This window comes from Glutamicibacter arilaitensis, assembly GCF_044793945.1.
GTDB classification, from domain to species: domain Bacteria; phylum Actinomycetota; class Actinomycetes; order Actinomycetales; family Micrococcaceae; genus Glutamicibacter; species Glutamicibacter arilaitensis_B.
The window spans coordinates 3,665,353-3,690,759 of record NZ_CP084994.1; the positions used below are offsets into that span (position 1 = coordinate 3,665,353).

Genomic DNA, 25,407 nt, shown 5'->3' on the forward strand with positions numbered 1-25,407 from the left:
TGTGCACGATTTCATTCACTTTCTTGCGCTTTTCTTGTTGGCAGATCCTTTCTAGTCTCGACTCATATGGTGATTCGGCTCACAAGAATCTTCCCCAAATTCACATCAGTGGGCGCCCGTCGGCGCCCGGCTTCTAGGAGTAAAACATGACAGCTTCGGTAAGCGCTCCGCACTCGACGCGTGGCAAGCTCGCTTCGACGGTGAGCGATGAACAGCTCGCCGAGATTACCGAACTCTTTCAGAATCGGCGCAAGGGCTACTCGCTCGAAGCTCCCTTGTACACCGACCCCGCGATATTCAAGATCGAGATGCAGGCGATCTTTGGAACCCACTGGCTCTTTGCCGCCAGCGTCGCCGAAATCCCGGAAGCCGGAGATTACGTCACCCTCGACTACGGGCCATATTCGCTCATCGTCTTGCGCAACGATGACGGCGGCGTCAACGTGCTTCACAACGTGTGCCGGCACCGTGGAGCTCGGGTGCTCACCGAAGCCTCCGGCAGCACCGGGAATCTGGTGTGCGGCTACCACTCATGGACCTACTCCCCCGAAGGAAACCTGATCCACGCCTCGGCACCGGGTGAAGGATCCTTTGACAAGAATTGCTTCGCCCTGAAGCGTGCCCACGGCCGGATCCATGCCGGGCTGATCTTCGTGTCCCTGGCCAAGGAGCCACCTGCCGATTTCGACCAGGTCGCCGAAATTTTCGAGCCATACCTGGCGCCGCACGATCTCTCCCGCTCCAAGGTCGCCTACCAGCAGAACATCATCGAAGAGGGCAACTGGAAGCTGGTGATGGAGAATAACCGCGAGTGCTACCACTGCGATGGCCACCCAGAACTTGCCTGCTCGCTGTTCCCCACATGGGGGCTCACCGACGAGACCGTCCCGACGCATCTCGAAGAAGTCTGGGAACGCAATCAGAAAGCCCAAGCAGGGTTGGAAGAACGCTGCCGCCGCTATGGGATTCCCTACGCGGTCGTCGAAGAGCTGGACACCCGCGTCGCGGGAATCCGCATTTCACGCGAATCCCTCGATGGCGACGGAGAGTCCTTCTCCGCCGATGGCCACCGGCTCTCGAAGAAGCTGATGGGCGAACTGCGCGACTTCCGTTTGGGCCGCTGTTCCATGCATCTGCAGCCAAATAGCTGGTTCCATTTCCAGAGCGACCATGTAATCACCTTCGCCGCCTTCCCTATCAACGAGCACCAGACGCTGGTCCGCACCACCTGGCTGGTAGCCGACGATGCAGTGGAGGGGGACGACTACGATCTGGAGAAGCTCACCCACACCTGGAAGCAGACAAATCTGCAGGACAAGGCGTTCGTAGAGCTCTGCCAGTCCGGGGCCAACAGCCCAGCCTACGAACAGGGTCCGTATATGAAGAGTGAATACCAGGTGGAAGCCTTCATCAACTGGTACACGCAGCGCGTCTTGGAGCACCTGGCATGACCGGAACCACCAAGCTCGTTGGCGCCGCCAACGCGCAGCGTATCCGTGGACTCGAAATGCCATGGAACCGCGTACTGAGCGGTCAGGAAGGACCCGCCAAGGCGGCGCGCGCGCTGGGACCCTGGCACCCCCAGGAATTCATGGCCGAATGCGTGCAGACCATCGCCGAGGCCGGCGGACTGATGACCTTCGTCTTCCGCCGCCTCGATGGGGCGCCGCTGGCGTTCCGCGCAGGGCAGTACCTGAACATTGCCTTTCCCGTCCATGGAGAAGACCAGGACCCGGTAGACCGCAGCTATTCCATATCCAGTGCGCCAACCGTACCGTGGACCTTCAACATCAGCATCAAACGCGACCCCAAGGGACTGGTATCCCAATGGGCGCATGAGAACCTGCGTCCGGGAATGGTCCTGGACATGCTCGGACCGGTCGGCGCATTCCACCTTGGCGATTCCGATCGCCGAGCCCGCTTTCTGTTCCTTGCCGCCGGCGCCGGGGTCACCCCGATCATGTCCATGGTGCGCACCATTCATTCGCTGCCCGGCCAGGCAGATGTGGTGGTGCTCTGCCATGGAACGGTGCCCGGAGACTTCGCCTTCTGGCCGGAGCTGGAATACATCAAGCAGGTCGATTCGCGCATCAAGGTCTCCTACTCGCTGGGAAATCGCGAAAAACCCGAAAACTGGGACGGATACACCGGACGCTTGACGGCCGAAATGATCGAGCAGGTGGCTCCGGACGCCAACGGGCGCAAGGTGTTCGCCTGCGGTCCGGAAGGCTATCTGAACTCAGCCACCAAGCTACTGCGCGAGGTTGGCGTGGACGACACCTCGGTGTTCATGGAATTCTTCTCCGGAGATCGCAAGACGTTGCTCGAATACCAAGCAGAAATCGCACTGGCGGAGGGCATCGCGGAGGAAGTCGCCGAATCCGTGGAGGAGTTCTACGAGAGCCAGCCCCCGGAGCTGAGCATGTACGAGCCGGACTATGACGAAACGGGCACCCTCGAGGCCGTCGGCCAAAAGCTGGTAGTCGTCGACTCGAATGTTCCCTTGCCACCGGCCAAACCACTGGTCACCGAAGCCGAACCACCGGAGACCTCCTCCTTCCCCACCGTGGGCGAGGGCGAGCTGACCATGACCTTCCTGCGTACCGCAATCAACGTCAAGATCAACTCGGATGAGCACATCCTGGGGGTCGCGCAACGTGCAGGAGTGCGCATCGGGGCCAACTGCCAGGAAGGGATGTGCGGCTCCTGCAAGGTCATCAAGCTCGAAGGCGAAGTGGAGATGAACCATCAAGGCGGAATCCGCGCCCGGGAAATCCAGGCCGGGAAATTCCTGCCTTGCTGCTCCACCGCACAAACCGATCTGGTCATCGACGCCTAGGCATCGCGGCCATATCCCTCCGCAGCGCCAGCAGCCGCTCCACCACAACATCAGTTCTTAAGGAGTCCACCATGTCTCAAACTTCACCTCGAGTAGTAATCATCGGAGCCGGAATCGTCGGCGCCAACCTGGCGGACGAACTAGTCCAACTTGGCCACACGAATATCCTGGTTATCGAGCAGGGGCCGCTGAATATCCCGGGTGGTTCGACCTCCCATGCCCCGGGCCTGGTGTTCTCATCCAACCCCTCGAAATCCATGACCGAATTCGCGCAGTACACCATCGAGAAGCTCGACTCTCTGGTGGGCGCCGACGGCCGCAGCTCCTACCTCCGCGTCGGCGGCCTGGAGATCGCCACCACCGAGGCACGCCTAAACGATCTGCATCGCCGCGCCGGGTGGAATCGCTCCTACGGAGTGGAGGCCCACGTGGTCGACGCGGATCATTGCCTGAAGAAGTTCCCCATGCTGAATCCCGAGCTGGTCCTCGGCGGCCTCTACACTCCGAACGACGGGCTGGCCCTGGCTGCTAAGGGAACGCAATTGGTGATGGAACGCGCCAAGGCAGCCGGAGTGGAATTCCGTGATCGCACCGTGGTCACCGATATTGAGCAAGCCGGAGGGAAAGTCACCGCGGTCATCTGCGGCGAGGACCGCTTCGAAGCGGATATCGTGGTCTCCTGCGCGGGTTTCTGGGGGCCGAACATCGGCAAAATGGTGGGCACCGAGATTCCGCTGCTGCCGCTGGGCCACCAGTTCGCCTGGACCACCCCGGCGCCATCCCTGGCCGGAATCAACGAGCTGCCGTCCGGCGCCAGCCGGCCGATCCTGCGCTATCAGGACCGCGACCTCTACTACCGCGAGTGGGGAGACCGCATCGGCATCGGTTCCTACGCGCACCGCCCGATGCCGGTGGATCTGGACACCCTGCAGACCTACAAGCCCGAGGAAATCACCGCCGAGCGGATGCCCTCCTCGCTGGACTTCACCCCCGAGGACTTCGCCTCCGAATGGGAAGCGACCAAGGAGCTGCTCCCGGATCTGCGCAACACCCAGATTCAGCGTGGCTTCAACGGAATCTTCTCCTTCACCCCGGACGGCGGTTCGCTGGTGGGCCAGTCCAAAGAGGTGGACGGCTTCTTCGTGGCCGAGGCCGTATGGGTCACCCACGCGCCGGGCATCGCCAAGGCCGTGGCCGAACTGATCACGACCGGCACCTCGAAGACGGATCTGAGCGACTGCGACCTGAACCGTTTTGAAGACGTGCAAACCACCAAGGAATATGTAAGCGAAACCTCGCAGCAGAACTTCGTGGAAATCTACGATATCCGCCATCCTTTGGAGCCGCGGCTGAAGCCGCGCAATGTGCGCACCAGCCCGTTCTTTGCCCGGCAGCAAGAACTCGGTGCCTTCTTCCTGGAGGGCACCGGCTGGGAACGCCCGCACTGGTACGAGGCGAACGCCGCCCTGCTTGATCAGCTGCCCGATCAGTGGGCGGCCCCGGCACGCGATGACTGGTCCAATTTGTTCCATTCGCCCATCGCCGCCGTTGAGGCTTGGAAGACCCGCACCGCTGTGGCGATGTTCGATATGACACCGCTCAAGCGCGTGGAGGTCACCGGCCCCGGTGCCGGGCAGATGCTCCAGGGCCTGACCACAGCCAATATGCTCCGTGCCCCGGGCATGGTCAGCTACACGCTGCTGCTGGATGCCGCCGGCGGCATCACCAGCGATATCACCGTGGCTCGGATCTCCGAGCAGCTCTACCAGGCCGGCATCAACTCGAATGTGGATGTCGCCTACCTGGACCGCGAGGCCCGCAAGTTCAACGAGGCGAACCCGGGCCAGTGGGTGAGCGTCCGCGACATCACCGCCGGCACTTCCTGCATCGGCTTGTGGGGCCCGCTGGCCCCGGTGGTCATTGCCAAGGTGAGCGAAGACGATATGAGCAATGAGGGGTTGAAGTACTTCCGCACCAAGCAGATCTCCATCGCCGGCATCCCGGTCACCGCGATGCGCCTGTCCTACGTGGGCGAATTCGGCTGGGAGCTCTACGCCTCGGCGGATGTCAGCGCACGGCTCTGGGATGTGATCTTCGAAGCCGGGCAGGAACACGGCATCATCGCCGGTGGACGCGAGGCGTTCAACTCCATGCGCTTGGAGAAGGGCTTCCGTTCCTTCGGCACCGATATGACCAGCGAGCATGAGCCGGAACAGGCTGGACTGGGCTTCGCGGTCAAGGCCGCCAAGACCGTTGACTTCGTGGGCAAGGGCGCCCTGGCATCGCGCGCCGCCGCGGCTACCAAGAAGCTGCGCTGCCTGACCGTGGACGATGGCGTCTCGGTGGTCCTGGGCAAGGAACCTGTGTACGTGGACGGTGTTCCTGCGGGCTATGTCACCAGCGCCACTTACGGCTACACGGTGCGCAAGCCCATCGCCTATGCCTGGCTGCCGACCTCGGTGCAGACCGGAGATGCGGTGCAGATCGAGTACTTCGGCCGGCAAATCGCCGCGACCGTAGTTGACGATCCGCTCTACGATCCGCAGATGGACCGGCTGCGCGGGGTTTCGCTGGCTACGACGGCCAGCTAAACACCCGAAGCCGTCGAGGCCGGGTACGTGTTCAATGGGAACAGGTACCCGGCCTCGACTATATCTAGAGGCGTGAGACTCACACCGTTTTCTGGTTTCCGCGTCGTCTAATCACGAGTGGAACTACGTTGGCATTTCAAGGCTGAGATTCGTCGTTGGCATTCTGCGTGTTGGGCTACCAAACCAGTTCGATGTTCAGCAAAAAGATACATTCCGTTGGCTACGGAACAATGCTATTATCTGAACATGTCGATTGTGATAGAACCTCCGGAGCGCATAACAGAGCGTAGGTTGCTTGATTTCGTACCTCGGGCCCTTCAAGACCGTCTTCCTAGCGGGTGGACAGTCGGGGCCCCAGAGCTTGTTGATGGACCCGATACCGGCATCGATGCTTTCCTGAGCTTCTCAGCGCCGACAGGGCAGTCCGCACGAATCGCCATTGAAACAAAACGCGTCGTCGAACCGCGAAACATCATGCGTATGCGAGAACGACTAGATCCTGCACGCAATAGTAGGGCGTGGGACGCCGGACTGGTGGTAGCGCGCTACCTTTCCCCCACAGTACGCGCGCGACTCATAGAAGCGGGACTATCATTCGTAGATGCAACAGGTAACATCTACATCCGTTCCGATACCCCGCCGCTCTTCATCGGAGATCGCGGCTTAGATCACGACCCTTGGCGAGGCCCTGGCCGTCCCCGGGGAACGCTGAAAGGCGCCCCGGCAGCACAGGTTGTCCGCGCATTGCTCGACGCACCCGGCCCCTGGAGGATGCGGGAACTCATAGCTTCAGCCCAAGCTTCAACCGGATCTGTCTACCGAGTCGTTGAGTTTTTGGAATCGGAAGATCTCCTCACACGGAACAATGACTCCACCATCATCGTCCCGGATTGGGTATCCGTACTACGCCGTTGGTCTGCAGACTACGAATTTCTTTCAACCAATACCGTTTCCCGATGGATCGCCCCTCGCGGAGTCGATAGTGTAATCCGCGCCGCGCTCATCACAGACTCCTCAACATACGCGGTTACAGGTTCGATTGCGGCAGCTACATGGGCCTCCTACGCACCAGCACGATCGCTCATGGCCTACACAAGCAACGCAACTGAGATTGCCAAACAATGGGGCCTGCGTGCCACAGACACTGGCGCAAATGTGTTGATCGCAGAACCGGCTTATCCCGCGCTCACACGAGGTGCCTTTCAACGCGCGGACGGACTATCAATTGCAGCTCCAATTCAAGTAGCCACAGACCTCCTGACCGGCCCCGGACGAGCGCCTAGCGAAGCAGAAGAATTGATCGATTGGATGGTGTCCCATGAGTCCGACTGGCGATGACTCGGAAAACCTTTTGGTCCGCGCGCGTGAAGCATTGCTCGATGCGCTTGAAGCCCTAGAAGAGCAGCGAGACGCACTGGTCGTGATCGGCGCGCAGGCCATCTACTTGCGCACCGGCGATTTGGATGTTGCTCTCGCGCCAGCGACAAAGGATAGCGATTTCTCCCTCGATCCTCGCTTCCTCCGTGAGAACCCCCTTCTGGAGGAAGCTATGCGCCGCGCGGGTTTCCTCCCCGGTACACAGCCCGGTGCATGGCTACGCCCGGACGGGATCCCCGTTGATCTGATGGTTCCAGAACAATTCGCGGGTTCAGGACGTCGCAGCGTGCGCATACCCCCACACGATAAGTTCTCGGCCCGAAAAGCCCGAGGAATCGAAGCAACCATCGTCGACTACGACATCCTAGAGATTAGTGCTCTGGACACACGGGACACACGTTGTATTGCCGCAAAAGTTGCGGGTCCCGCTGCGCTTCTGGTAGCCAAGATCCACAAGATCACCGAACGGCTCAACAATCCGACTCGCCTGAACGACAAGGACGCACACGACACGTACCGGATTCTGCGAAGTATCGAAACCAGGGAACTACGGGATCGATTCACCCAACTCCTAGAAGATGGTGTCAGTCGCGAAACCACTATCGAAGCGTTGCAGTCCTTGAAGCTAAACTTCGCCGCAGGTCCGGATGCGCCCGGCTCTTTCATGGCAGGCCGCGCAGAATCCGGAGTCGGCGACCCACAACAAGTTGCCCTTTCGATAGCATTCTTGGCAGAGGACCTGCTACAGGCTCTAGCTGAGATTGGGATCAATGCCGAGTCCCTTTAACCACTTTCACAGCGAGTAATATCTCCCTCGGTCTACCCAACAAACAATTCGTCACGGGCGTCGAACTCAGTGATCTCACGCTTTGACAAGTCGCCATGGCACCCGCGCGTTCGTAGAACTGAATACCCGCACCGGCAAGAAAACACCTAACCCTTTAATGGAGAGGGAATGCTAACCGAACTGCATCAGCATCAGCATCAGCATCAGCATCAGCATCAGCATCAGCATCAGCATCAGCATCATGACAATTATGATCACGATGGTAACAACCGTCAGTAGACCAATGGCGAACTAGCCATATGAAACACCTACGTCACTCGCAAGTCATCAAATGAGCTTTGGCCGTTCTTCCGACGAACGCGAAGACTGGTCGTCTGATGAGCCCGTTAAAGATGCCAGCGGGCTCTCGGCCAGTGGTGCCGGACTATGGCAGACAGCCACGGAGGGAAGGCATATCGTCAATGTGCCTGGGCCCGCTGCTCCACCAGAGACCGGGGACATATCACTAACGCGGGAAGATGCCTCCAGCCAGTACGATGACATCCTTGACCCCACGGTTGCTTAAGCCAGCACCCGTCAGACAAAGCAGTTCGGACATACCGGTTTTATACCCGGCAACAGAACTTCCGGACATACCGCCTAAGTTCGGAAAGCCAGAGCGCGAAAAGGCCACGAACCTCCACCAGACCGATTTATCACCGCTTTGCCTAGTGCACCAATAGATGTGAGTTCTGTTCGGACACCACTCACCGTGTCCAAACAACTATTACCCGGTCGGACCGCGGAATCTGCGGAACACAAGAAAACCGCCGCACCATCGACCTTCCAAGGGATGATGCGACGGCTACTTTTCCAGCGCCGCGTCGGCAGCAGACCCCACTCCGGATCCCGGCCAACGCGCACCGTGAAGATACTATTTTCGCCTTGTACCTGCCGTTTCAACGTCCTGCGCAGCAATGCGGGCTGGATTGCCATGCACCAAAACGCGGAACGCTGACAAGCAACTACCGGCGTGCTGCCATGGGAGCTCCTCTCAATGAGGCGTCTTCAAGAACTGCGACCGCCGCCTGAGTTGCGTGCAGGATCAACAGGGCGGTGGTCACCGTGCCTACTCCCCCAGGTACCGGGCTCATTGCACGAACCAGTGTCTGCACCGATTCTGCATGAACGTCACCAACCAGCTGGCCATCTTCGGTGACATTGGTGCCCACATCGATGACCACCGACGAGTCGCTGACCTCATTGCCGGTGAGCAGATTCGCACGGCCAACCGCCACGACGGTCACCGCGGCGGCCTTGGTGATCTCGGCGAGATTGGTGGTCCGCGAGTGGCAGATGCTCACCGTTGCATCACGCTGCAGCAAGAGCTGGGCGAGCGGTTTGCCCACTACCGCGGAACGGCCCACCACCGCAACATGCTCCCCGGCGAGGGGGATTTGATAGTGTTCGAGGATCTCGATGACAGAACGTGCAGTAGCCGGGGCAAAGGCGGGCTGGCCCACGCTGAGTCTGCCCAGGCTCAGCGGGTTTGCTCCGTCGATATCCTTGGCCGGGTCGATCAGCTGAACCAAGGCCGCCGGGTCTACTGATTCGGGCAGCGGCGTCTGTAAAATGATGCCGTGCACCGTCTCATCTGCGTTCAGGGCCCGAATCGTTTGGGCCAGCTCCGACTGGGTGCCGGAGGCCAAGTCGAGCACCTGGCAGTGAACTCCGAGCTGTTCGGCGGCGCGTTCAATGGAGCGCACATACCAGGCCGTTGCCTCGTTGTCGGTTGCGAGCACCACCGCCACCCGGGCGGTGATCCCTTCGCTCGACAGCCGCGAAACGAGCTGGCCGGTGCGTTCACGGATGGCTACGGCCACCGGCTGTCCGGCGAGGCGTTTTGCGGTCACGCAGCCACCACCGAGCGGACCTGCGCGCTGAGTGCTTCTGCCGCCACGATCGCGTTCGCGGCTTGGCTGGCCACGAGGCTCAAGCGTTCGCGCTGTTCGGCATCGTGTATTGCCGCAATATTCATTTCCAGCGTCACCAGCGCGGTGCCCAGGGCAGCTCGCGCCGCTTCGGCGGCGGCAGCAACATCGCTGATCACCGATCGGTTTCCGATCTCGACCAGACGCTGGGCGAGCTCAATGACCGCGGCGGAGGATTCAACGGTTGAGACCAACGGGGCGGCAGCTGCAATGGTAGCGCTTTGTATGGCCGCGGTACGAGCTGACTGTTGCTCTTCATCTTCCTTGGACATCCTGTACGCATCGCCTAAGGCCCCGAACAATCGCTCGTCTTCCTGCGCCTCGAAAAGCGCCGAACGCATCAGAATGCGTGCGTGCTTGGCGATCGGCTGAGCCTTGTCCTCGACCTCTCTGAATCGCGGTCCGGAGGTAAATTCGGCAACCATGGACACCAGCGCGGCACCCTGGGCGGCGTGCAAGGCCGCGGCAGCACCTCCCCCCGGAGTAGGCGCCTTAGACGCGAGCCGTTCAAGGTAGCTGGTGATTGTTTCATTGGAGATCATTGGGTTTTACCCTCGCTCAGAATGCTTGGCTGTGGAGCCCTAGGCCAACCGGAGTGAAGATTTTGCGTCCGAGCCGGAGCAGCATGCAAGTGCAGCGCCGGCCATTCGTGACGATTATTCGCATGGCCTCAAGACCGTTGGATTTCGCGTGAAGCAAGGGATCTTTTGGGGCTCAACACAAAATCTTCATTTAGTATCCAATTGGTATATCAGGTTACGTTGAAGCCTAAAACACATGGCGAATGCAGGTCAAGAGTTTTTGCTCTACTTAGGAGAAAGAGGCCTCGAATGCGCTACTCCTGCGTGCTCCGAAGAGTGCACACTGCACAACCATCGCACCCTTCGGTCCGGATCTAATCAATCCAGGTTTTGCCCATTTCCACGAGCAGCGACTGGAAGGCGTTTTCGGCTGGAGCCCGAACTCGATCCCGGCGTTGGGCGAGGACCACACTGCGCGGCGCGGCGGCTTGGCCCAGCGACAGGATCTTGACTCCGGGATGGTTGTTCATCACCGCGGATTTCGGAGCCAGGGCGATGCCCAATCCCACCGAGACCATTGCCTGCGCCTCTTGGTAGTCATTCGCCTGGAAAGAAATCTTCGGCGAAAACCCGGCGGCATTACAGGTCCGCTCCAAAAGCTCCGCCACCGGATGTTCATTCGCGCGGACGATCCACTGCTCTTGCGCCGTGTCCGCCATGTCGATCTCATCGAGCTTTGCCAAAGGATGATCCACCCCAACCACAAGTACAGTCGGCTCGGTGAACAGCGTCGTCAGTTCGAAATCCGCACGATTCAGCTTGTGCCACTCGTACTCCCAGAGCAGTCCCAAGGAAATTTCCCCCTTGGAGAGCAGCGACATGAGCTCCTGCAATCGGGTGCTGCGCACATCGAGATTGACCGAGGGGTACAACTTGCGGAAGCGGCTGATCACCAGCGGCATGAACGAGCTTCCGAGGGTGGGAAAAGTCCCCAAGCTCAGGCTTCCGCTTTTCAATCCTGCCAGTTGGTCCAGGTCTGCGACTGCGGCATCCATCTGCTGCAAGATATGCCTCGCATGGGATGCGAGAACATGACCCGCGTCGGTAGGAGTCATGCCTCGCGCGTGGCGCTGCAGCAAAGGCTGCCCGACTTCTTCCTCGAGCTTGCGTAGCTGTTGGGATACTCCCGACGGCGTATAGAAAAGTTCATCCGCGGCCGACGTGACGGATCCGCCCTCAACCACTGCGAGCAATATTTGCAGTCTCTTAACGTCAAGCATGTCGTCTCCTTGTAGCAATAATTCAATGTACTCCAGAATCGCGGCTTCTACTGGATTCTTGTCTAGACTTTCAAGCACTTCTGCGTGATTGACCCATTGACTGCCCAAAGATTGCCCCGAGTAAACCATAGTAAATCTAGGAATTTAGCATTGCTGCAATCTAATGCATCTTCCGTAACTACCAGCACACTCTGCGTCCCCAATTCATCCATACATGACAGACGAGCTACCCGACACAAGCGATGAGCTCGATAGATGAGTTGAGCCCGATTGCATGAATAATTGAGGAAACATGGAGGCGTGGGGTACCAGCAAATGCTGGGTGTGCAAATGAAACGGGCTCAAGATCTCCGGTTTTACGGTCGAGGAGGTCTTGCTATGCCTCTTCGGGTCCCCATATCCGCGCCAGATCGACTGAGTCGGCGTCGGCAGCTCAACAAAGAGCTAGGCCGTGATCCTCAGCTCAAGCTCCGAACCCCGTATCGATGTCGAGTACACCTTCGCGCAGGTTGGGATCGAACAGGCTGTTGTGGATTGGGGCAGCAGCTGCGGCAAGTCGTTTACAGCCATGGCTCCATCCCTGAATGGACAGCTCCAATCTGCAGCTGATATTTGTCTGTAAGCGAGCGATGCCCGGAACTACGTGAGCAGTTCCGGGCATCATTCGGTCGCTAGACTTTAGCCATGTCGTCGGTTGCTGCGCCGAGAAATCAGCACACCAGCGGCCGCCAGGAGCAGGCCAGCGATCAACACAGACATCGTGGTGAAGCCGGTGTTTGCAAGCTTCTGGTCCTTTTCAGGCGACTGCGGTTCGCCGGATGGTTCCTCAGCCGGGGTCGACTCCTGAACGGACTCTTCCTCGGCTTGTTCGGTTTCAGTCGGCCCTTCGACTGGATCCTTAGTTGGCTCCTCCGAAGCGTTAACCGTAGGTTCCGTAGTCGGCTCAGTCGGCTCAACCGGTTCCATAGGTTCCGTAGGTTCCACAGTTGGCTCGGTCGGTTCCACAGTCGGCTCAGTCGGCTCAGTCGGTTCCGTAGGTGCCACGGTCGGCTCGGTCGATTCGGTCGGCTCGGTCGATTCGGTCGGTTCCGTAGGTTCCGTAGGTTCCGTAGGTTCCACGGTCGGCTCGGTCGATTCGGTCGGTTCCGTAGGTTCCACGGTCGGCTCGGTCGATTCGGTCGGTTCCGTAGGTTCCGTAGGTTCCGTAGGTTCCGTAGGTTCCGTAGGTTCCGTAGGTTCCACAGTCGGCTCGGTCGGCTCAGTCGGTTCCGTAGGTCCCACGGTCGGCTCCGTAGGTTCCGTAGGTTCCGTAGGTTCCACGGTCGGCTCGGTCGATTCGGTCGGTTCCGTAGGTTCCACGGTCGGCTCGGTCGATTCGGTCGGTTCCGTAGGTTCCACGGTCGGCTCGGTCGATTCGGTCGGTTCCGTAGGTTCCGTAGGTTCCGTAGGTTCCGTAGGTTCCACAGTCGGCTCGGTCGGCTCAGTCGGTTCCGTAGGTCCCACGGTCGGCTCCGTAGGTTCCACAGTCGGCTCGGTCGGCTCAGTCGGTTCCGTAGGTTCCACAGTCGGCTCAGTCGGTTCCGTAGGTTCCACAGTCGGCTCGGTCGGCTCAGTCGGTTCCGTAGGTTCCACAGTCGGCTCAGTCGGTTCCGTAGGTTCCGTCGGTTCCGTCGGTTCCACAGTCGGCTCAGTCGGTTCCACAGTCGGCTCAGTCGGTTCCGTCGTCGGCTCAGTTGGTTCCGTCGTCGGCTCAGTTGGCTCAACCGGTTCCGTCGGAACTGGCCTAACGACAAATCCGAAGTCCAAGGTTGGATCGCGGTCGCCGTCGTTGGTCAGCCCCTCGGACTTGGCTTCCCAAGTCGAGGAATCGCCTTCGCGATCGGTGCCATTTTCAATGGTCGGAACGTATGGTGCCAATGGCTCCTTGGATGCATCTTGGTCGATAATCACGGTGTACGACTGGCCGTCTTCGAGAACCGGAAGATTCTCGAATGTGTAGAAGCCGTTTTCGTCGGTGGTGGTCGGTCCAACAGGATCGCCGTTGACATCGATCACCGGTTCGCCATCAGGGCCAACCAGGGTGAGTACGACGTTCTCGATTCCGGATTCGTCGTCGTCCTGGATGCCGTCCTTGTTATCGTCTACCCAGACGTAGTCGCCAACAGAAACCTTCGGTTCCTGCTTCAGCACTACACCGGCATCCCACGTAGGGTCGATTCCCTCGGTGGCCTTGACTTCCTGATCCGAGTATTCCTTGGTCAGAGCGGTGTTCTGCTCGTCTAAGGTGAACTTGATGGTCAGGCCGGTCTGCGGATCAGCATCCGAGTCAGTGGCGTCATCCTCGCCTGCATCCTGCGAAGTGAACTCGTACTTCGCAGCCTGCTCTTCGGTCAGCTCGAACTTCACCTGGTAATCGCCAGCAGGCAATTCATCGAAGATGTAGCGGCCGTTGGCATCGGTGGTCGTCTCGCTGACAACCTCGCCATTGCCATCAAGCAGAATCACCTTGACGCCTTCAAGGACCTCGGCATCGCCTTGGACGCCGTCCTTGTTAGCGTCAACCCAGACGTAGTCGCCCACGGCAAAGGTCTTGGCCGGTTCTTCAGCTGGGGTGTTGTAGAACGAGACGGCTTCGGAAGAACCGTCTGTTTCCACGGTGACTTCAAGCAATTCTTCGGAGAGCTCGTACCCTTCTGGGGCAACGACTTCCTTGATCTTGTAGGTTCCCGGGGTTGAAACAGTCACGTTCTTGATTTCCTCGCCCACGGCGATGCGCAATGCACCGTCCTGGACGAAGACATCATCGACGACGACTGCGTCGTCGGCATCCAGGATCTGGAAGCGCGCGTTCTCATCCGAGATGACGCTGAGGGGATCCTCGGCATCGATCTTGGCGATCGAAAGCGGGTAGCCGTCGGTGGGCGTGATCGATGCCTTCGTGCTGCCGATGATGTTCTCGATGGCCACGTCAGCTTCGAAATCAACGATCTCCACCAGCACGTTCACCGAGGCAGCGCCCTGCGAGGAATCAAGCACCGTGCCAGGCTTCTGGGACAGCACCACTGTGCCGGACGGAGCGTCAGCGGTTGGCACGTCGTAACGAGCCTGGACGTTTCCATTCAAGTCCTGGACATCCAGGCTCGGGTTGCTGAGCGAATCAACGCTTGAGTCGGAAACGAATCCGAGGAATTTCATTCCTGCAGGCAAAACGTCAACGACATCAAAGATCTTGACGCCGGTGTAGTTGCCATGGGGAATCAGTGCCACGTTGTAGACGTACTTCGACTGAGCCAGGTTTCCTTCCGGATCAATTTCCGCACGCAGGTTCTGGGTCCACGCTTCGTTAGGGGTGTCGCGGACGTTCTTGCGGATCTCCGCTTCGTCGCCATAGGAGGTAGCTTCACTCACCGCTTCGGACCAGTACAGTGCCTTGCCGGCTTCGCCGAAGAGGGTGGCTTTGTTCTTGATCTGAATGGTCTGCTTGCCCGCGAATTCCTTGGTGTTCAGGGTCAGGTCAAGAGTGAACTGCTTGTCGGTTCCCCAATCGGCGACCTTGGCAGCGCCAGCGTCGCTCAGCTTGATGACCAGATGCTGCTCGGCGTCCAGGGAAACGACGAAGTCCGCTGGCTCCATGGTGCGCCACCAGTCGTAGGTGGCAGTGACGTTCGAAGCGATCGACTCGAGGTCGCTCACGTCGAAGACCTTGGTGTCCACGTAGTCCACGATGGTGCTCTTAGCCAGGTCAATACCCTTGCCCTGGCCCACGGTGAAGGTGTACTTCACCGGGGCTGAGGTGCCTGGTTGGACCTCGACCTGGGCTGCGTTGGAAGTTTTGTTGAAGTAGTTCGGCGCGTTGAAGCCTTCTTCGTTGTCCTCTTGGGCCAGCAAGCTGACCTTATTGTTGTAGCCGTTCTTTCCGTTCGTGAACTCGGTGTTCAGCTTCCACTCGGCGCGGTTGGTGAGCTCGTACTTGCTCTGGCCGGGAATGTTGGTAGCAGACTTCGCCAGACCGCCAACGGTGTGGATGGCTGCCTTGAGTTCCACGGTGACGTTCAGGTCCGTGCCCTTGCCGATGTTGATAAACAGCTTCTGCCCGTCGACAAAGTAGGTTCCCACGTAGGCATCTCCGGCAAAAGCTGCCGGGTCAACGGGATCGATTTTGGCCAATTCGATTCCGCTGGCCTTCAGGAAGTCCGCATCCTCGCTGCTCCACTTTGCCTGTGAAGGCAGTGCGTCAGAGATGATCACATTGTCCTTGAACGTCTTCTTAACGTTCGATCCGTCCCATGAAGTCAGATCAGACTTGATGGTGTAGATGATGTCCTGCGCTGGATCCAGGGTTCCATCCTCGGCTGGCTCGACGTCTTGCGAAGCCCAGCTCGAATTCTTGCTCAGTCCGCCCGCATTCGGACCCGGCAGGCCGGAAACGGTGCCGGTGATGTTGCCGCCAACGGACAGCGTTGCTTCGCGGTCTGTCTCCCCCAAGGTTGCAGTGTTCTTCAAGTTGACTCGGTAGTTACCACCGTTTTGCTTGTTGACCTTGTCAGCTTCGGCCTGCAGCTGGGCTTCCAGAGCTGCACGTGCAGCCTCATCGGCAACTGCGGCCTTGTAGGTGATCACGGTCTGGGAAGGGCCCGGCAGGTCCAGCTCCCCGGCGAAGGTATTCCCGTTGACCATGGGGGAGAATTCCACGGTGGATTGGGTCTTGTTCAGGCCGTTTTCATCCCAGGTGGTTTGCTTAGCGTTGAAGGAGTCTGCGATGTAGCTCATGGATTCCGGGAGGGCATCGGCAATCGAGTAGCCTTCACGGGCAGTTTTCGTGTCAGCGGTGAGGGTGTACTCGACCGGAGCGCCGATCACGGCGGGATCGAGAGTCACGCGTTCAGTGGCCGGATCGTATTTCACGAAACGGTTCAGATTTCCGGCGTTGGAAACGTACTTGCTCGAGTTCTCGTTCACGTTGGCGAAGTCATCGCCGCCGTTCTTGACGATCACATTCAAGGAGGTTTCTTCCCCATCGAGCAACCAGGTGATGTCTTCCACCGAGCTGTGCTCGACCGGGTTGACGGTGAAGTCCAACGCCCAGACGCCCTGGCCGCTGCCGGCTGGCCATGGGTCCGCAAAGGTCAGGAGCACCGTATTGGGATCGTTGGGATCCTGCGTGACGGAGGTAATTGCTTCATTTCCCGGCGGAATTGAACCAACGCTCACGTTGGGCCCGAGCTTGATCGCCACGGTCGAACCCGGAACCACCTGCGCGCCGTCATACTGGAGCACCATCGTCAGGGTCTGGTTCTCGGTAACTACCGAAGTGCCATCGTATTTCTCGTCACCGAGGTTCACATCGACAGTGACACCTGGCGTTGCAGCGAAAGATGCGGGTGCACCCAGCCCGATCACCGAAGCAAAGGACAGCACGGCGGTCAGCAGAATTGCCAGCGCCGCATGTTTCCGCCCTCGGCCCTTAATGGGTATTCGATCTATTTTGGATGCATCAACAGACGCAGAACGCCACGCAGACATCAAGCATTTCCTCCAGGAATTTTGATTTCAACCGCCTTCAGGATTTTCCTTTGGCAATCTAGAACCATAGCCCGGAGCTTTCACATCAAGTTTTGAGATTTTCCTGCTATGGGATCATAGCTTTCAGTTATTCCGCGTGCGGAATCAGCGACGCGCATTCAGCTCTGTCGCAGCCATAACGTCACCATATCGTGCGGCACTGCTCCGTGGCCTAACAGTCAGATGGCATTAAAAAGAAGGAAGATCCCCCGTTTTGCCTATACCCTGGGGCCCTCGGCTACACGGATTCGCGCCCGAATTGATTCAGTTCGCGAACTGATTCAAAGGAGAACAGGAGCTTCCAAGATCAATCGAAGATGTCACGTTCCGCAGTAAACCAAGAGCATTTCGATAATTCAGGGATGGAAATTTTCAGATCTTGGATTAAAAAGTTAACCCCAGAATTCACCCGCATTTGACTGACCTGCCGACAAATTCACAGGCCCAAGGTGCGTGCCCTGTCCAGCATCTGCTTCAAATTATTCGCTTGCAGCTTACGGTACAAACTTCTGATCTGGGTCTTGATGGTGTTTTCCGAACGGAAAGTTTGTTCGGCAATTTCCTTGCGACTCTTCCCCTCTCGCAAGTGGCTGAGGACTTCGCGTTCCCGCTGCGTCAGCAAAGGGCGAACCGCCGTTCGGCTTTCTGCCGATACTGTAATCCTGCCCAGTCTGCGCGCCGACTCGGAGTCCATTTCCAACAGGCTGTCGATGCTTCCCCACCCGGGGAGCATTTTGAGCATGGCGATTTCATACAGGCTTCCTGAATCGGCATGGGCCTGCCGGACTGATGCAGCAAGCCCGGGCGTCGCGCCCTCCGGGCTGAGCGCGGCCATCCGTGCGTACTGTCCAAGATTTCCTCCACGACGCAGGCCCGTGAAGGGCCCGCGGTTATCCAGTTCTGCCAGTGCAGAATCTGGCTTTCCCTCGGAAAGATGCTTCAGCGCAAGCAGTGCAGGATCGATTCCGATGCGGTCGAGATCATCGGGGAGATAGGTGTGGTCAACAAAAGCAGCGGTTGCAAGGATGTCATCGAGCAACCGTCGGGCCAAGGGGGCCCGTGATGCCACCTCCCGCTGCTGCCGCATCCGGTACACCAGCTTCCTTGCAGCCGCGGTGAGACCAGAGCTGATCTTCTCCATGGCCAGCAGATAGGCATGCACCGACCAGAATTCATCCGAGTCAGGAGTTCGCGGCAATTTCCCCAACTCGCGTCTCATCTGGTCTGAATCCAGACTTCCGCTGGCAAGGTACGCTCGCGCCAGGATGGCCCCGCGTTCGAGCATGGCTTGGCCCCAGCGCACTTGCCCGATGTGCTGTTCGTGCTCGTCCAGGTATTTCCGCGTGGAGTCCATGTCGCCGTGCAGCGCGTGCAGCAAGGCAAGTTTTCCACTGGGATCCGAAAGCAAATAAGCATTGCCGGTCTTCCGTGCATGAGACAGCGAGAGTTCATAGGATTGCAGTGCTTCGGCTTCGCTTCCAGCCAAATAGAGGCTGTTGCCTGCCTGGGCGTGGATCAACGCAGAAAATGAAGACTCCATCTCGTGGGCACCGGATGCCTTGTGGAGGGCGTCGCGCAATCGCAGGGACGCTTCACCAGCCTCCGTGTACATCCCATTGAAACGCAGATAGAGCATCTCCAGCAGGCCGACCGTGACCGCTCTGGCGTCCGGTTTCAGGAACAATCGGTCCGTTTCAGTTCTCAGCGACTGCGCTAAACGGTCGTTTCCATAATTCGGCGCTATACGGGGGAACTGCGGCCCGGATTTATCATGCGTAAGCGAGTCCAGAAGGCGGATGCCCAGCCCCAGATAGGCGTTACTTCTGGCGACGAACGACGGGATTTGGGATGCAAGTTCCGTGAGCTGCATCGGGTCCAGCAAATACAGCTCATCCCACTTCCCAACCACAATCCGGCTCAAGAAGTCCCACTGCTGCCGCGCAATGGCCACCTCTGCCGTTGCGATCAGGCCCTGTTCGCTAATGCTCGCCTCCAGCGCTGCGTCTTCCAGGATCTCCATTCTCTCTGCTCCGGCCAGACGAACTCGTTCCAACAGCAGCTGGCGGACCATCTCTGGCATGAGCCAGCCGCCATTTCCAAAGCCCTGCAGCAACCCGCACTGGACGAGGTCGCCTACGGTGTGTGAAGTGGTCGTGAGTTGTCCGTAGTAGGCTGCCACCGTCGCCTCATCGAAGACAGACAAGATGGCGGCCTCGGATAGTTCTCTGTGCGGATCTCGGTGAGCGAGCCACATGGACAATCCGCCACGCAACAGCTGCAATGCCGGCTCTAGAGCCTGTTGGTCTTCGGCCAGTTTCCGGGCCGCTATCAGCCAGCCGCCACACTGCCGGAAGATGGCATCTGCCGCCTCCGAGCCTGATCCCGCACGGCCCCCGAGCAAGATAGGGATTTCATCGAGGCTAAGCAACAGGTCTCGCTGTTCTGCAAATTGAACTGGTGCGTGCAGAGCCAAGTGCCATACGGTGTGCCCGGGAGAAAGAATAACTGCGGCACGGAGGTTCGGATCTTCTGCCAGCTGCTGATCGAGTACCTCCAGTTCGGAGCAGTCGCTGTGCGACTTGGCGGAGAAATCATGGACCTCTCCTGGCCCATCGCCGATCCAGGAATTGGCGAACCAGAACCTTCCGGTGCCCTGAGCCGCACGAACCAGCAGCAACCTTGCGCGGGGGTTGGCCCAGCCCATAAATCGCTGAAATGCCGGGTGCGGCTGGAACTGGGCAGTCACTCGTTCACCTTCCGGTGCGGTGTTAGGATGTCTCGGAGAAATGCGGGCGATCCCGTCCGCATTTCTCGGGATGTCCCCAGGCGCTGCTGGATAGCGCCCAGACTGGCCATTGTATCTACGAATTGACTCCAGCCAAGATGCCGCTTAAGCGGCCAAGTCTCCACACGTGAAGTTCGTGGCCCTCCACGCCGCTTCGCCGGGACTTCACCCTGGATCTTTGAGGCCGCGCTTCATGCGTCCGTTTCCGCGCAGGTCTCCGAGAGCCGGCAGCATTTCGATCCGCGGTGCAGGACGTTGCCGCGAGCTCTGCGCTGGTTGCTCGGCGCCATCCTCTTCGGCCGCTGGCTCGAGAGATTGGGAGGTCTTGGGATGCCGGCGCCAATGGACATAGGTCTTGATCCCGAAAGCAAGGAGCACAGCCACGACAATCGAGCCGAAGACCAGCGAAGCATGCACCACCTCGGCCAAAGCCAAGTCATCCAGATTTTTGGTCATTATCGAGGTAGCAGTATTCGCGTTCATAACCATTCCTGTACTCGAAGTGACGACTGCGCTAACCCCATATGGCTCACAGTCTATGAGCTGGGAGGCCCAATTCGCGCGTGCCTCATCCAATCGATACCTCTTTGTTATGCGCGAGCCGAACACTGGGCAGTTAAGCCAGTAAATGCACCCGGAAGCATTGGAATCCGGCGGTGCTGAGGCTACGATGCGGCCTTGCCCGGAGGCCGGTGCGCGGTCCGGCACGCGAAAACCCCTCTCCCGCCAGGAAGTGAACTGGTCCCGAAAGTTGGACTAGGTAATTAAAGTCTAGACGGGTCAAGCTGCCAGGGTATGGCACCGATATTCAATCGGTGCCATACCCTGCAGTCGTTCTTGGCACCGAACGTTGTTATACCAGTCAATATACTCATTGATTTCCCTGGTCAGATCGGCAACGGTGGAGAAGTATTCACCGTGATACATCTCCGATTTCAGGTGGCCGAAGAAATTTTCCATCACCGAATTATCGAAGCAATTGCCCTTGCGAGACATGGATTGAACCGCACCGTGCTTCGTGAGCAGGTTGCGCCACGACGAATGCTGATAATGGATTCCTTGGTCCGTGTGCACCAGCAATCCAGATGCCGGCTTCTGCGATTCGAAGGCCTCGGCCAGGCTTGCACTGGTAAACGCCGTTGTCGGCGAAGTCGAGATCGTATGGCTGATGATGCAGTGATCAAACAAATCCATGATCGGTGACAGATACAGTTTTCTGCCAGCCACCCGGAACTCGGTCACGTCGCTGACCCACTTGGTGTTCGCCGTATTGGTTTGGAACTGGCGTTTGAGTAGGTTCTCCGCGATATGACTGGGTTTCCCTTTGTAGGAGGAGTACTTGCGTCGTATCCGGACCTTGGATTTTAGGTTCATCTGATCCATCAGCTTCCAGACCAGCTTCTTAGACACCTTCCAACCCATCTTCACCAGCTCGACTCGCACGCGGCGGTACCCAAACCGATGTTTGCTTTCGGTGAAGATTGTTTGGATGTCTTCTTTGAGATTCTGGTGCTTGTCAGGTTCGGTGAGTCGTTGCGCATGGTAGAAATACGTTGATCTGGCCAGCCCTGCTGCTTTGAGCAGGTCAGCTAGATCGTGGTCGGACTTGATGGTTGCGATCGCCAGCGTTTTCAGGCGTGCCCCTGGTTCCTCAAGTCCCGCAATTTTTTTAGGTATGCGTTTTCCGCTTGAACACGCTTGAGTTCGCGACGTAGCTTGTCTTCTTCACTCAAGGCCACTGGTTTTTCGGAGCCTTTGGGTCTGCCCTTAGGTTTGAGCATCAGCGCTTCATCGCCGCCCTCACGATGTTGCTTAGCCCATTTCCCAACCAAGTTGCGTGAGCTGAGATTAAACTCTTTAGCAAGATCCATCATCGTTTCTCCGGTCGCATGTCGGTCAACGATTTCCTTCTTGATCTCAAATGAATAGACGGCATTCGTGCGTTTTTCCATAAGACATAGCCTGCCATGAAGCTGCCAGCTTCGATGAAGAGTGCGAACAGGTTCTCGCTTCACCCCTAGTTCGGATGAGGCTGCCATATCGCCTGCCCCTTGCTCGAAGAGGTCGACTAGTTGTTCTCGTTGTTGCTCGGTTAATGTGCTTCTTGCGTGCATTGAAAAGCTCCCCAGGTGTTGGTTACTGATTTCTCAGTCCAACTTCTGGGGAGCAGTTCAAAGGCAGAAGAGGGGTCCGGCAAAATCCATTTCCTAGTGCTCGCGGCGGATCAGCGCTCCGCCAGGAACCTGGAAGTCCACGTCGGCCCCGGCGATGATCGACCGGCGGACCACGCCGTGCAAGGTCTTGCCCTGGTACGGGGAAATCGGGTTCTTGTGATGCAGTTTGGCCACGTCCACCTCGAAGGTTTCCTCCGGAGCAAAGATCGCGAAATCCGCGTCCTTGCCGGTTTCGATGCCGCCCTTAGCGCTCAGCCCGGCAAGCTTGGAAGGATTTACGCCCATCCACTGCACCACCTGCTCCAGCTTCAGTCCGCGCCCCTTGGCTTCAGTCCAGATCAGCGGCAGGCCCAGCTGCAGCGAGGCGACGCCGCCCCAAGCGACGCCGAAGTCGCCGTTCTCCACGTCCTTCAGATCAACGGTCGACGGAGAATGGTCCGAAACGATGCAGTCGATAATGCCTTCTTCCAGGCCCTTCCACAGCAGTTCGCGGTTGTCGTTCTCGCGGATCGGCGGGCAGCATTTGAAGGCCGTGGCGCCGTCCGGGATCTCTTCGGCAAGCAGCGTCAGATAGTGCGGGCAGGTTTCCACGGTGAGCTTCACGCCGTCGGCGCGGGCCTCGCGGATCATCTCAAGGGCATCCGAGCTGGACAGGTGCAGCACGTGAGCGCGCACCCCGGTCTTGCGGGCGCGCTCGATGACCTGCGCAATGGCGGTGTTCTCCGCATCGCGCGGACGCGAGTTGAGGAATCCGGCGTACTGTCCGCCGACAGGATTCGGCGAATTATCGATGATCTCCGAGTCCTCGGCGTGCACGATCATCAGAGAGTCGAAGGAGGCAAGCTCTGCCATGTCCTCTTCCATCTCATCGACGGTCAGCGAGGGGAACTCGTCTACGCCCGAATGCAACAGGAAGCATTTGAAGCCGAAGACTCCTGCGTCGTGGAGTTCGCGCAGGTCTTCCTTGTTGCCGGGGATCGCGCCTCCCCAGAAGCCCACGTTGACGTAGGCCTTGGTGCTGGCTGCTTCGCGCTTGACCTTCAATGCTTCAAGGTTCACCGTGGGCGGGATGGAGTTCAGAGGCATGTCCACGATCGTGGTGACGCCGCCTGCCGCTGCGGCCTTGGTAGCAGACTCGAAGCCTTCCCACTCGGTACGCCCAGGCTCATTGACGTGGACATGGGTATCCACCAAGCCCGGGAGCAATACCTCCTCGTCACCGATCTCTATCGTGCGTGCGCCCTGCAGATTATTTCCCAGCGGCTCAATGGCCACGATCTTTCCGTCGCGGACGCCGATTTCGCGGGCGGCAATGCCGGCGGTAGTCAAGATGCGTTCGCCGCGGATCACCAGATCGAAGCCCAGATCTGTGTTTCCGTTGGTTTCACGTTCAACAGCTTCGTTGATGCTCATGAGTCGTTCCCTACTCGTTACGTTTAAAGCTTGAGACAAAATTCAGTAGTGCAAGGTGCGATTATTTCCATGATCTCCTATCTTGAAAATAACCGCACCCGCTTTTCAGTGGAGTTGCCAATGGCAGCGACGACCGACCTCAGGCACCCACACCGGCACTGGATTTCATGGGCACTAACGCGGTAGGCGCATCCCCAATCTCCAGTGCAAGATCTTCAAATTCGTTGACCGCATCCAGCTGGGCTCCCATGGAAATGTTGGTGACCTTCTCCAGGATCACTTCAACCACCACGGGGACCTGGTGTTCGTCGGCCAGTCGGTTTGCCTCAGCGAAACCTTCGGCCAGCTTCGCCGGATCATTCACCCGAACGGCCTTGCAACCGAGTCCTTCGGCCACCTTGACGTGGTCCACGCCGTAGCCGTTGGTCTCTGGGGAATTGATGTTGTCGAAGCCCAAGGAGACGTGGTAATCCATTTCGAAGGGACGCTGCGACTGGCGAATCAGGCCGAGGTAGGAGTTGTTGACCACCACGTGCACGTAGGGCAGTTTGAACTGCGCACCTACCGCAAGCTCTTCAATCATGAACTGGAAATCGTAATCTCCAGACAGTGCCACAACTTTTTCTCCTGGCTTGCCACGCACGACGCCCAATGCCGCCGGACCGGTCCAGCCCAAAGGTCCGGCCTGGCCGGCGTTGATCCACTTGCGTGGGCCATAGACGTGCAGCATCTGCGCGCCGGCGATCTGGCTGAGCCCGATGGTTGATACGTAGGTAGTGTCCTTGCCGAAGGCCTCGTTCATCTCTTGGTAGACGCGCTGCGGCTTGATCGGGATGTTATCGAAGTTGGTCTTGCGGTGGTTCGTCCCCTTGCGGGCGGTGCACTGATCGGCCCACTCCGTGTAGTCGGGGATCAGTCCAGCACTCTTGCGTTCGCGCACGATCTCCAAAATCGAATCCAAAGCCGCCGCGGCATCCGAGGTAATTCCCAGATCCGGCGCGAAGACGCGACCGATCTGAGTTGGCTCGATATCCACGTGGATGAACTTGCGCCCAGCACGGTAGGTTTCGAGCCCACCGGTGTGACGGTTCGCCCAACGGTTGCCGATTCCGAGCACCACGTCCGAAGCCAGGAAGGACTCGTTGCCATACTTGGTGTGAGTCTGGATTCCCACCATGCCCGACTGCAAACGGTGATCATCCGGAATCACGCCCCACCCCATCAGGGTGGGCGAGACCGGGATGTTCAGCTCTTCGGCCAGCTGCACGAGCTTGTCGCTGGCGTTCGCGTTGATGATGCCACCGCCGGCAACGATGATTGGACGCTCGCCACTCAGCAGCAGGTCGACAATCTTCTCTGCCTGGCCGCGGGTTGCTTCAGGCTTGGTGGGTGCCAATGGCTCATAGGCATCGATATCAAAATCAATTTCGGCCAATTGCACATTGATAGGCAGGTCAATGAGCGCAGGGCCGGGGCGGCCCGAACGCATGATCTGGAAGGCTTTGGCGAAGGTTCCCGGAACGAGCCCCGGCTCCAGTACGGTGCTGGCGTATTTGGTCACCGGCTTCGCGATGGATTCAATATCCACCGCCTGGAAGTCTTCCTTGTGCAGTACGTGGGTTGGCGCCTGACCGGTGATGCACAGCATCGGGATCGAGTCGGCGATGGCCGCATACAGGCCGGTGATCATGTCGGTGCCGGCCGGCCCGGAGGTACCCAGGCACAGACCGATCTTGCCGCTGGCCCGCGAGTAGCCGTCCGCGGCATGCGAGGCACCTTCGACATGGCGGTGCAGCGTATGGCGGATTCCGCCATGCTGTTTCATCGCCGAGTACAGCGGGTTAATTGCCGCGCCGGGCAAGCCGAACGCTTCGGTGGAGCCTTCCTTTTCCAGGATCAGCACGATGGCATCTACTGCGCGCATCTTAGGCATTGAAATCACACATCCTTATCGATGGTTCGGCCCCGAACGGAGCGGTGAAAGAAGAATCAAGATTATGAGGGATGACCTGTGGCGGGCCGACGAAGTGAATCGACTTCACGCCCACCCCGAGCACCGGAAGCCGGACTCGAACTGGAACGAAGGACTCCACCTGCTGGCGAAACTG

15 protein-coding genes and 1 pseudogene are annotated in these 25,407 nt (G+C 58.7%); 7 read left to right on the plus strand and 9 right to left on the minus strand.

Annotated features, from left to right (window positions below; genetic code table 11):
* The first annotated feature begins 146 nt into the window (after positions 1-146).
* From LG294_RS17115 to LG294_RS17140, 6 genes are all read left to right on the plus strand, one after another.
* Entirely contained in the window at positions 147-1,451 is a 1,305-nt protein-coding gene (locus LG294_RS17115) for an SRPBCC family protein (protein ID WP_404287877.1), read from the plus strand.
* Positions 1,448-2,839, plus strand: coding sequence for a flavin reductase family protein (locus LG294_RS17120; protein ID WP_404287879.1), 1,392 nt, complete (start codon positions 1,448-1,450; stop codon positions 2,837-2,839). Before LG294_RS17115 ends, LG294_RS17120 begins: the two co-directional genes overlap by 4 nt.
* Before the next feature lie 71 nt (positions 2,840-2,910).
* On the plus strand, positions 2,911-5,430 hold the full coding sequence (locus LG294_RS17125) for an FAD-dependent oxidoreductase (RefSeq protein WP_404287881.1): 2,520 nt from the start codon (positions 2,911-2,913) through the stop codon (positions 5,428-5,430).
* Between the two features lie 246 nt (positions 5,431-5,676).
* Positions 5,677-6,768 (plus strand): hypothetical protein, encoded by a 1,092-nt coding sequence (locus LG294_RS17130; RefSeq protein ID WP_404287883.1) that lies wholly within the window; start codon positions 5,677-5,679, stop codon positions 6,766-6,768.
* Entirely contained in the window at positions 6,749-7,594 is an 846-nt protein-coding gene (locus LG294_RS17135; protein ID WP_404287885.1) for a hypothetical protein, read from the plus strand. The genes LG294_RS17130 and LG294_RS17135 overlap by 20 nt, the downstream gene beginning before the upstream one ends.
* Before the next feature lie 331 nt (positions 7,595-7,925).
* Complete coding sequence (locus LG294_RS17140) at positions 7,926-8,159, plus strand: hypothetical protein (protein ID WP_404287886.1); 234 nt, start codon at positions 7,926-7,928, stop codon at positions 8,157-8,159.
* A 439-nt stretch (positions 8,160-8,598) separates the two neighbouring features.
* On the opposite strand, the gene LG294_RS17145 is transcribed toward LG294_RS17140, so the two are convergent.
* From LG294_RS17145 to LG294_RS17155, 3 genes are all read right to left on the minus strand, one after another.
* Entirely contained in the window at positions 8,599-9,486 is an 888-nt protein-coding gene (locus tag LG294_RS17145) for a bifunctional 5,10-methylenetetrahydrofolate dehydrogenase/5,10-methenyltetrahydrofolate cyclohydrolase (protein WP_404287888.1), read from the minus strand.
* Positions 9,483-10,106 (minus strand): cyclodeaminase/cyclohydrolase family protein, encoded by a 624-nt coding sequence (locus LG294_RS17150; protein WP_404287890.1) that lies wholly within the window; start codon positions 10,104-10,106, stop codon positions 9,483-9,485. Before LG294_RS17150 ends, LG294_RS17145 begins: the two co-directional genes overlap by 4 nt.
* A 353-nt stretch (positions 10,107-10,459) precedes the next feature.
* Entirely contained in the window at positions 10,460-11,365 is a 906-nt protein-coding gene (locus tag LG294_RS17155) for a LysR family transcriptional regulator (protein ID WP_404287891.1), read from the minus strand.
* A 451-nt stretch (positions 11,366-11,816) separates the two neighbouring features.
* On the opposite strand from LG294_RS17155, the gene LG294_RS17160 reads away from it, so the two are divergent.
* Positions 11,817-11,987 (plus strand): PrpF domain-containing protein, encoded by a 171-nt coding sequence (locus LG294_RS17160; protein WP_404287893.1) that lies wholly within the window; start codon positions 11,817-11,819, stop codon positions 11,985-11,987.
* A gap of 56 nt (positions 11,988-12,043) precedes the next feature.
* Here LG294_RS17160 and LG294_RS17165 read toward each other — a convergent pair whose 3' ends face one another.
* From LG294_RS17165 to gcl, 6 genes and pseudogenes are all read right to left on the minus strand, one after another.
* Positions 12,044-16,888 carry an SdrD B-like domain-containing protein gene (locus LG294_RS17165; protein WP_404287895.1) on the minus strand — a complete coding sequence of 1,615 codons (4,845 nt, stop codon included), beginning with the start codon at positions 16,886-16,888 and terminating at the stop codon, positions 12,044-12,046.
* 475 nt (positions 16,889-17,363) lie between these two features.
* Entirely contained in the window at positions 17,364-19,673 is a 2,310-nt protein-coding gene (locus LG294_RS17170; protein ID WP_404287897.1) for a response regulator transcription factor, read from the minus strand.
* Positions 19,674-19,877: 204 nt separating this feature from the next.
* The gene (locus LG294_RS17175) at positions 19,878-20,195 is read right to left on the minus strand and encodes a hypothetical protein (RefSeq protein ID WP_404287899.1); all 318 of its coding nucleotides are present in this window, start codon (positions 20,193-20,195) and stop codon (positions 19,878-19,880) included.
* A gap of 297 nt (positions 20,196-20,492) precedes the next feature.
* A pseudogene (locus LG294_RS17180) lies at positions 20,493-21,673 on the minus strand (IS3 family transposase); the annotation flags it as partial.
* Positions 21,674-21,919: 246 nt separating this feature from the next.
* On the minus strand, positions 21,920-23,299 hold the full coding sequence (allB, locus tag LG294_RS17185) for an allantoinase AllB (protein ID WP_404287901.1): 1,380 nt from the start codon (positions 23,297-23,299) through the stop codon (positions 21,920-21,922).
* Positions 23,300-23,438: 139 nt separating this feature from the next.
* Positions 23,439-25,232: a glyoxylate carboligase gene (gcl, locus tag LG294_RS17190; RefSeq protein ID WP_404287903.1), complete on the minus strand. Its 1,794-nt coding sequence runs from the start codon at positions 25,230-25,232 to the stop codon at positions 23,439-23,441.
* Positions 25,233-25,407 lie beyond the last annotated feature (175 nt).

Coding starts and splice junctions, on each gene's coding strand:
- LG294_RS17115 (WP_404287877.1), top strand. CDS start 147: ATGACAGCTTCGGTAAGCGCTCCGCACTCGACGCGTGGCAAGCTCGCT.
- LG294_RS17120 (WP_404287879.1), top strand. CDS start 1,448: ATGACCGGAACCACCAAGCTCGTTGGCGCCGCCAACGCGCAGCGTATC.
- LG294_RS17125 (WP_404287881.1), top strand. CDS start 2,911: ATGTCTCAAACTTCACCTCGAGTAGTAATCATCGGAGCCGGAATCGTC.
- LG294_RS17130 (WP_404287883.1), top strand. CDS start 5,677: ATGTCGATTGTGATAGAACCTCCGGAGCGCATAACAGAGCGTAGGTTG.
- LG294_RS17135 (WP_404287885.1), top strand. CDS start 6,749: ATGAGTCCGACTGGCGATGACTCGGAAAACCTTTTGGTCCGCGCGCGT.
- LG294_RS17140 (WP_404287886.1), top strand. CDS start 7,926: ATGAGCTTTGGCCGTTCTTCCGACGAACGCGAAGACTGGTCGTCTGAT.
- LG294_RS17150 (WP_404287890.1), bottom strand. CDS start 10,106: ATGATCTCCAATGAAACAATCACCAGCTACCTTGAACGGCTCGCGTCT.
- LG294_RS17155 (WP_404287891.1), bottom strand. CDS start 11,365: ATGCTTGACGTTAAGAGACTGCAAATATTGCTCGCAGTGGTTGAGGGC.
- LG294_RS17165 (WP_404287895.1), bottom strand. CDS start 16,888: ATGTCTGCGTGGCGTTCTGCGTCTGTTGATGCATCCAAAATAGATCGA.
- LG294_RS17175 (WP_404287899.1), bottom strand. CDS start 20,195: ATGAACGCGAATACTGCTACCTCGATAATGACCAAAAATCTGGATGAC.
- allB (WP_404287901.1), bottom strand. CDS start 23,299: ATGAGCATCAACGAAGCTGTTGAACGTGAAACCAACGGAAACACAGAT.
- gcl (WP_404287903.1), bottom strand. CDS start 25,232: ATGCCTAAGATGCGCGCAGTAGATGCCATCGTGCTGATCCTGGAAAAG.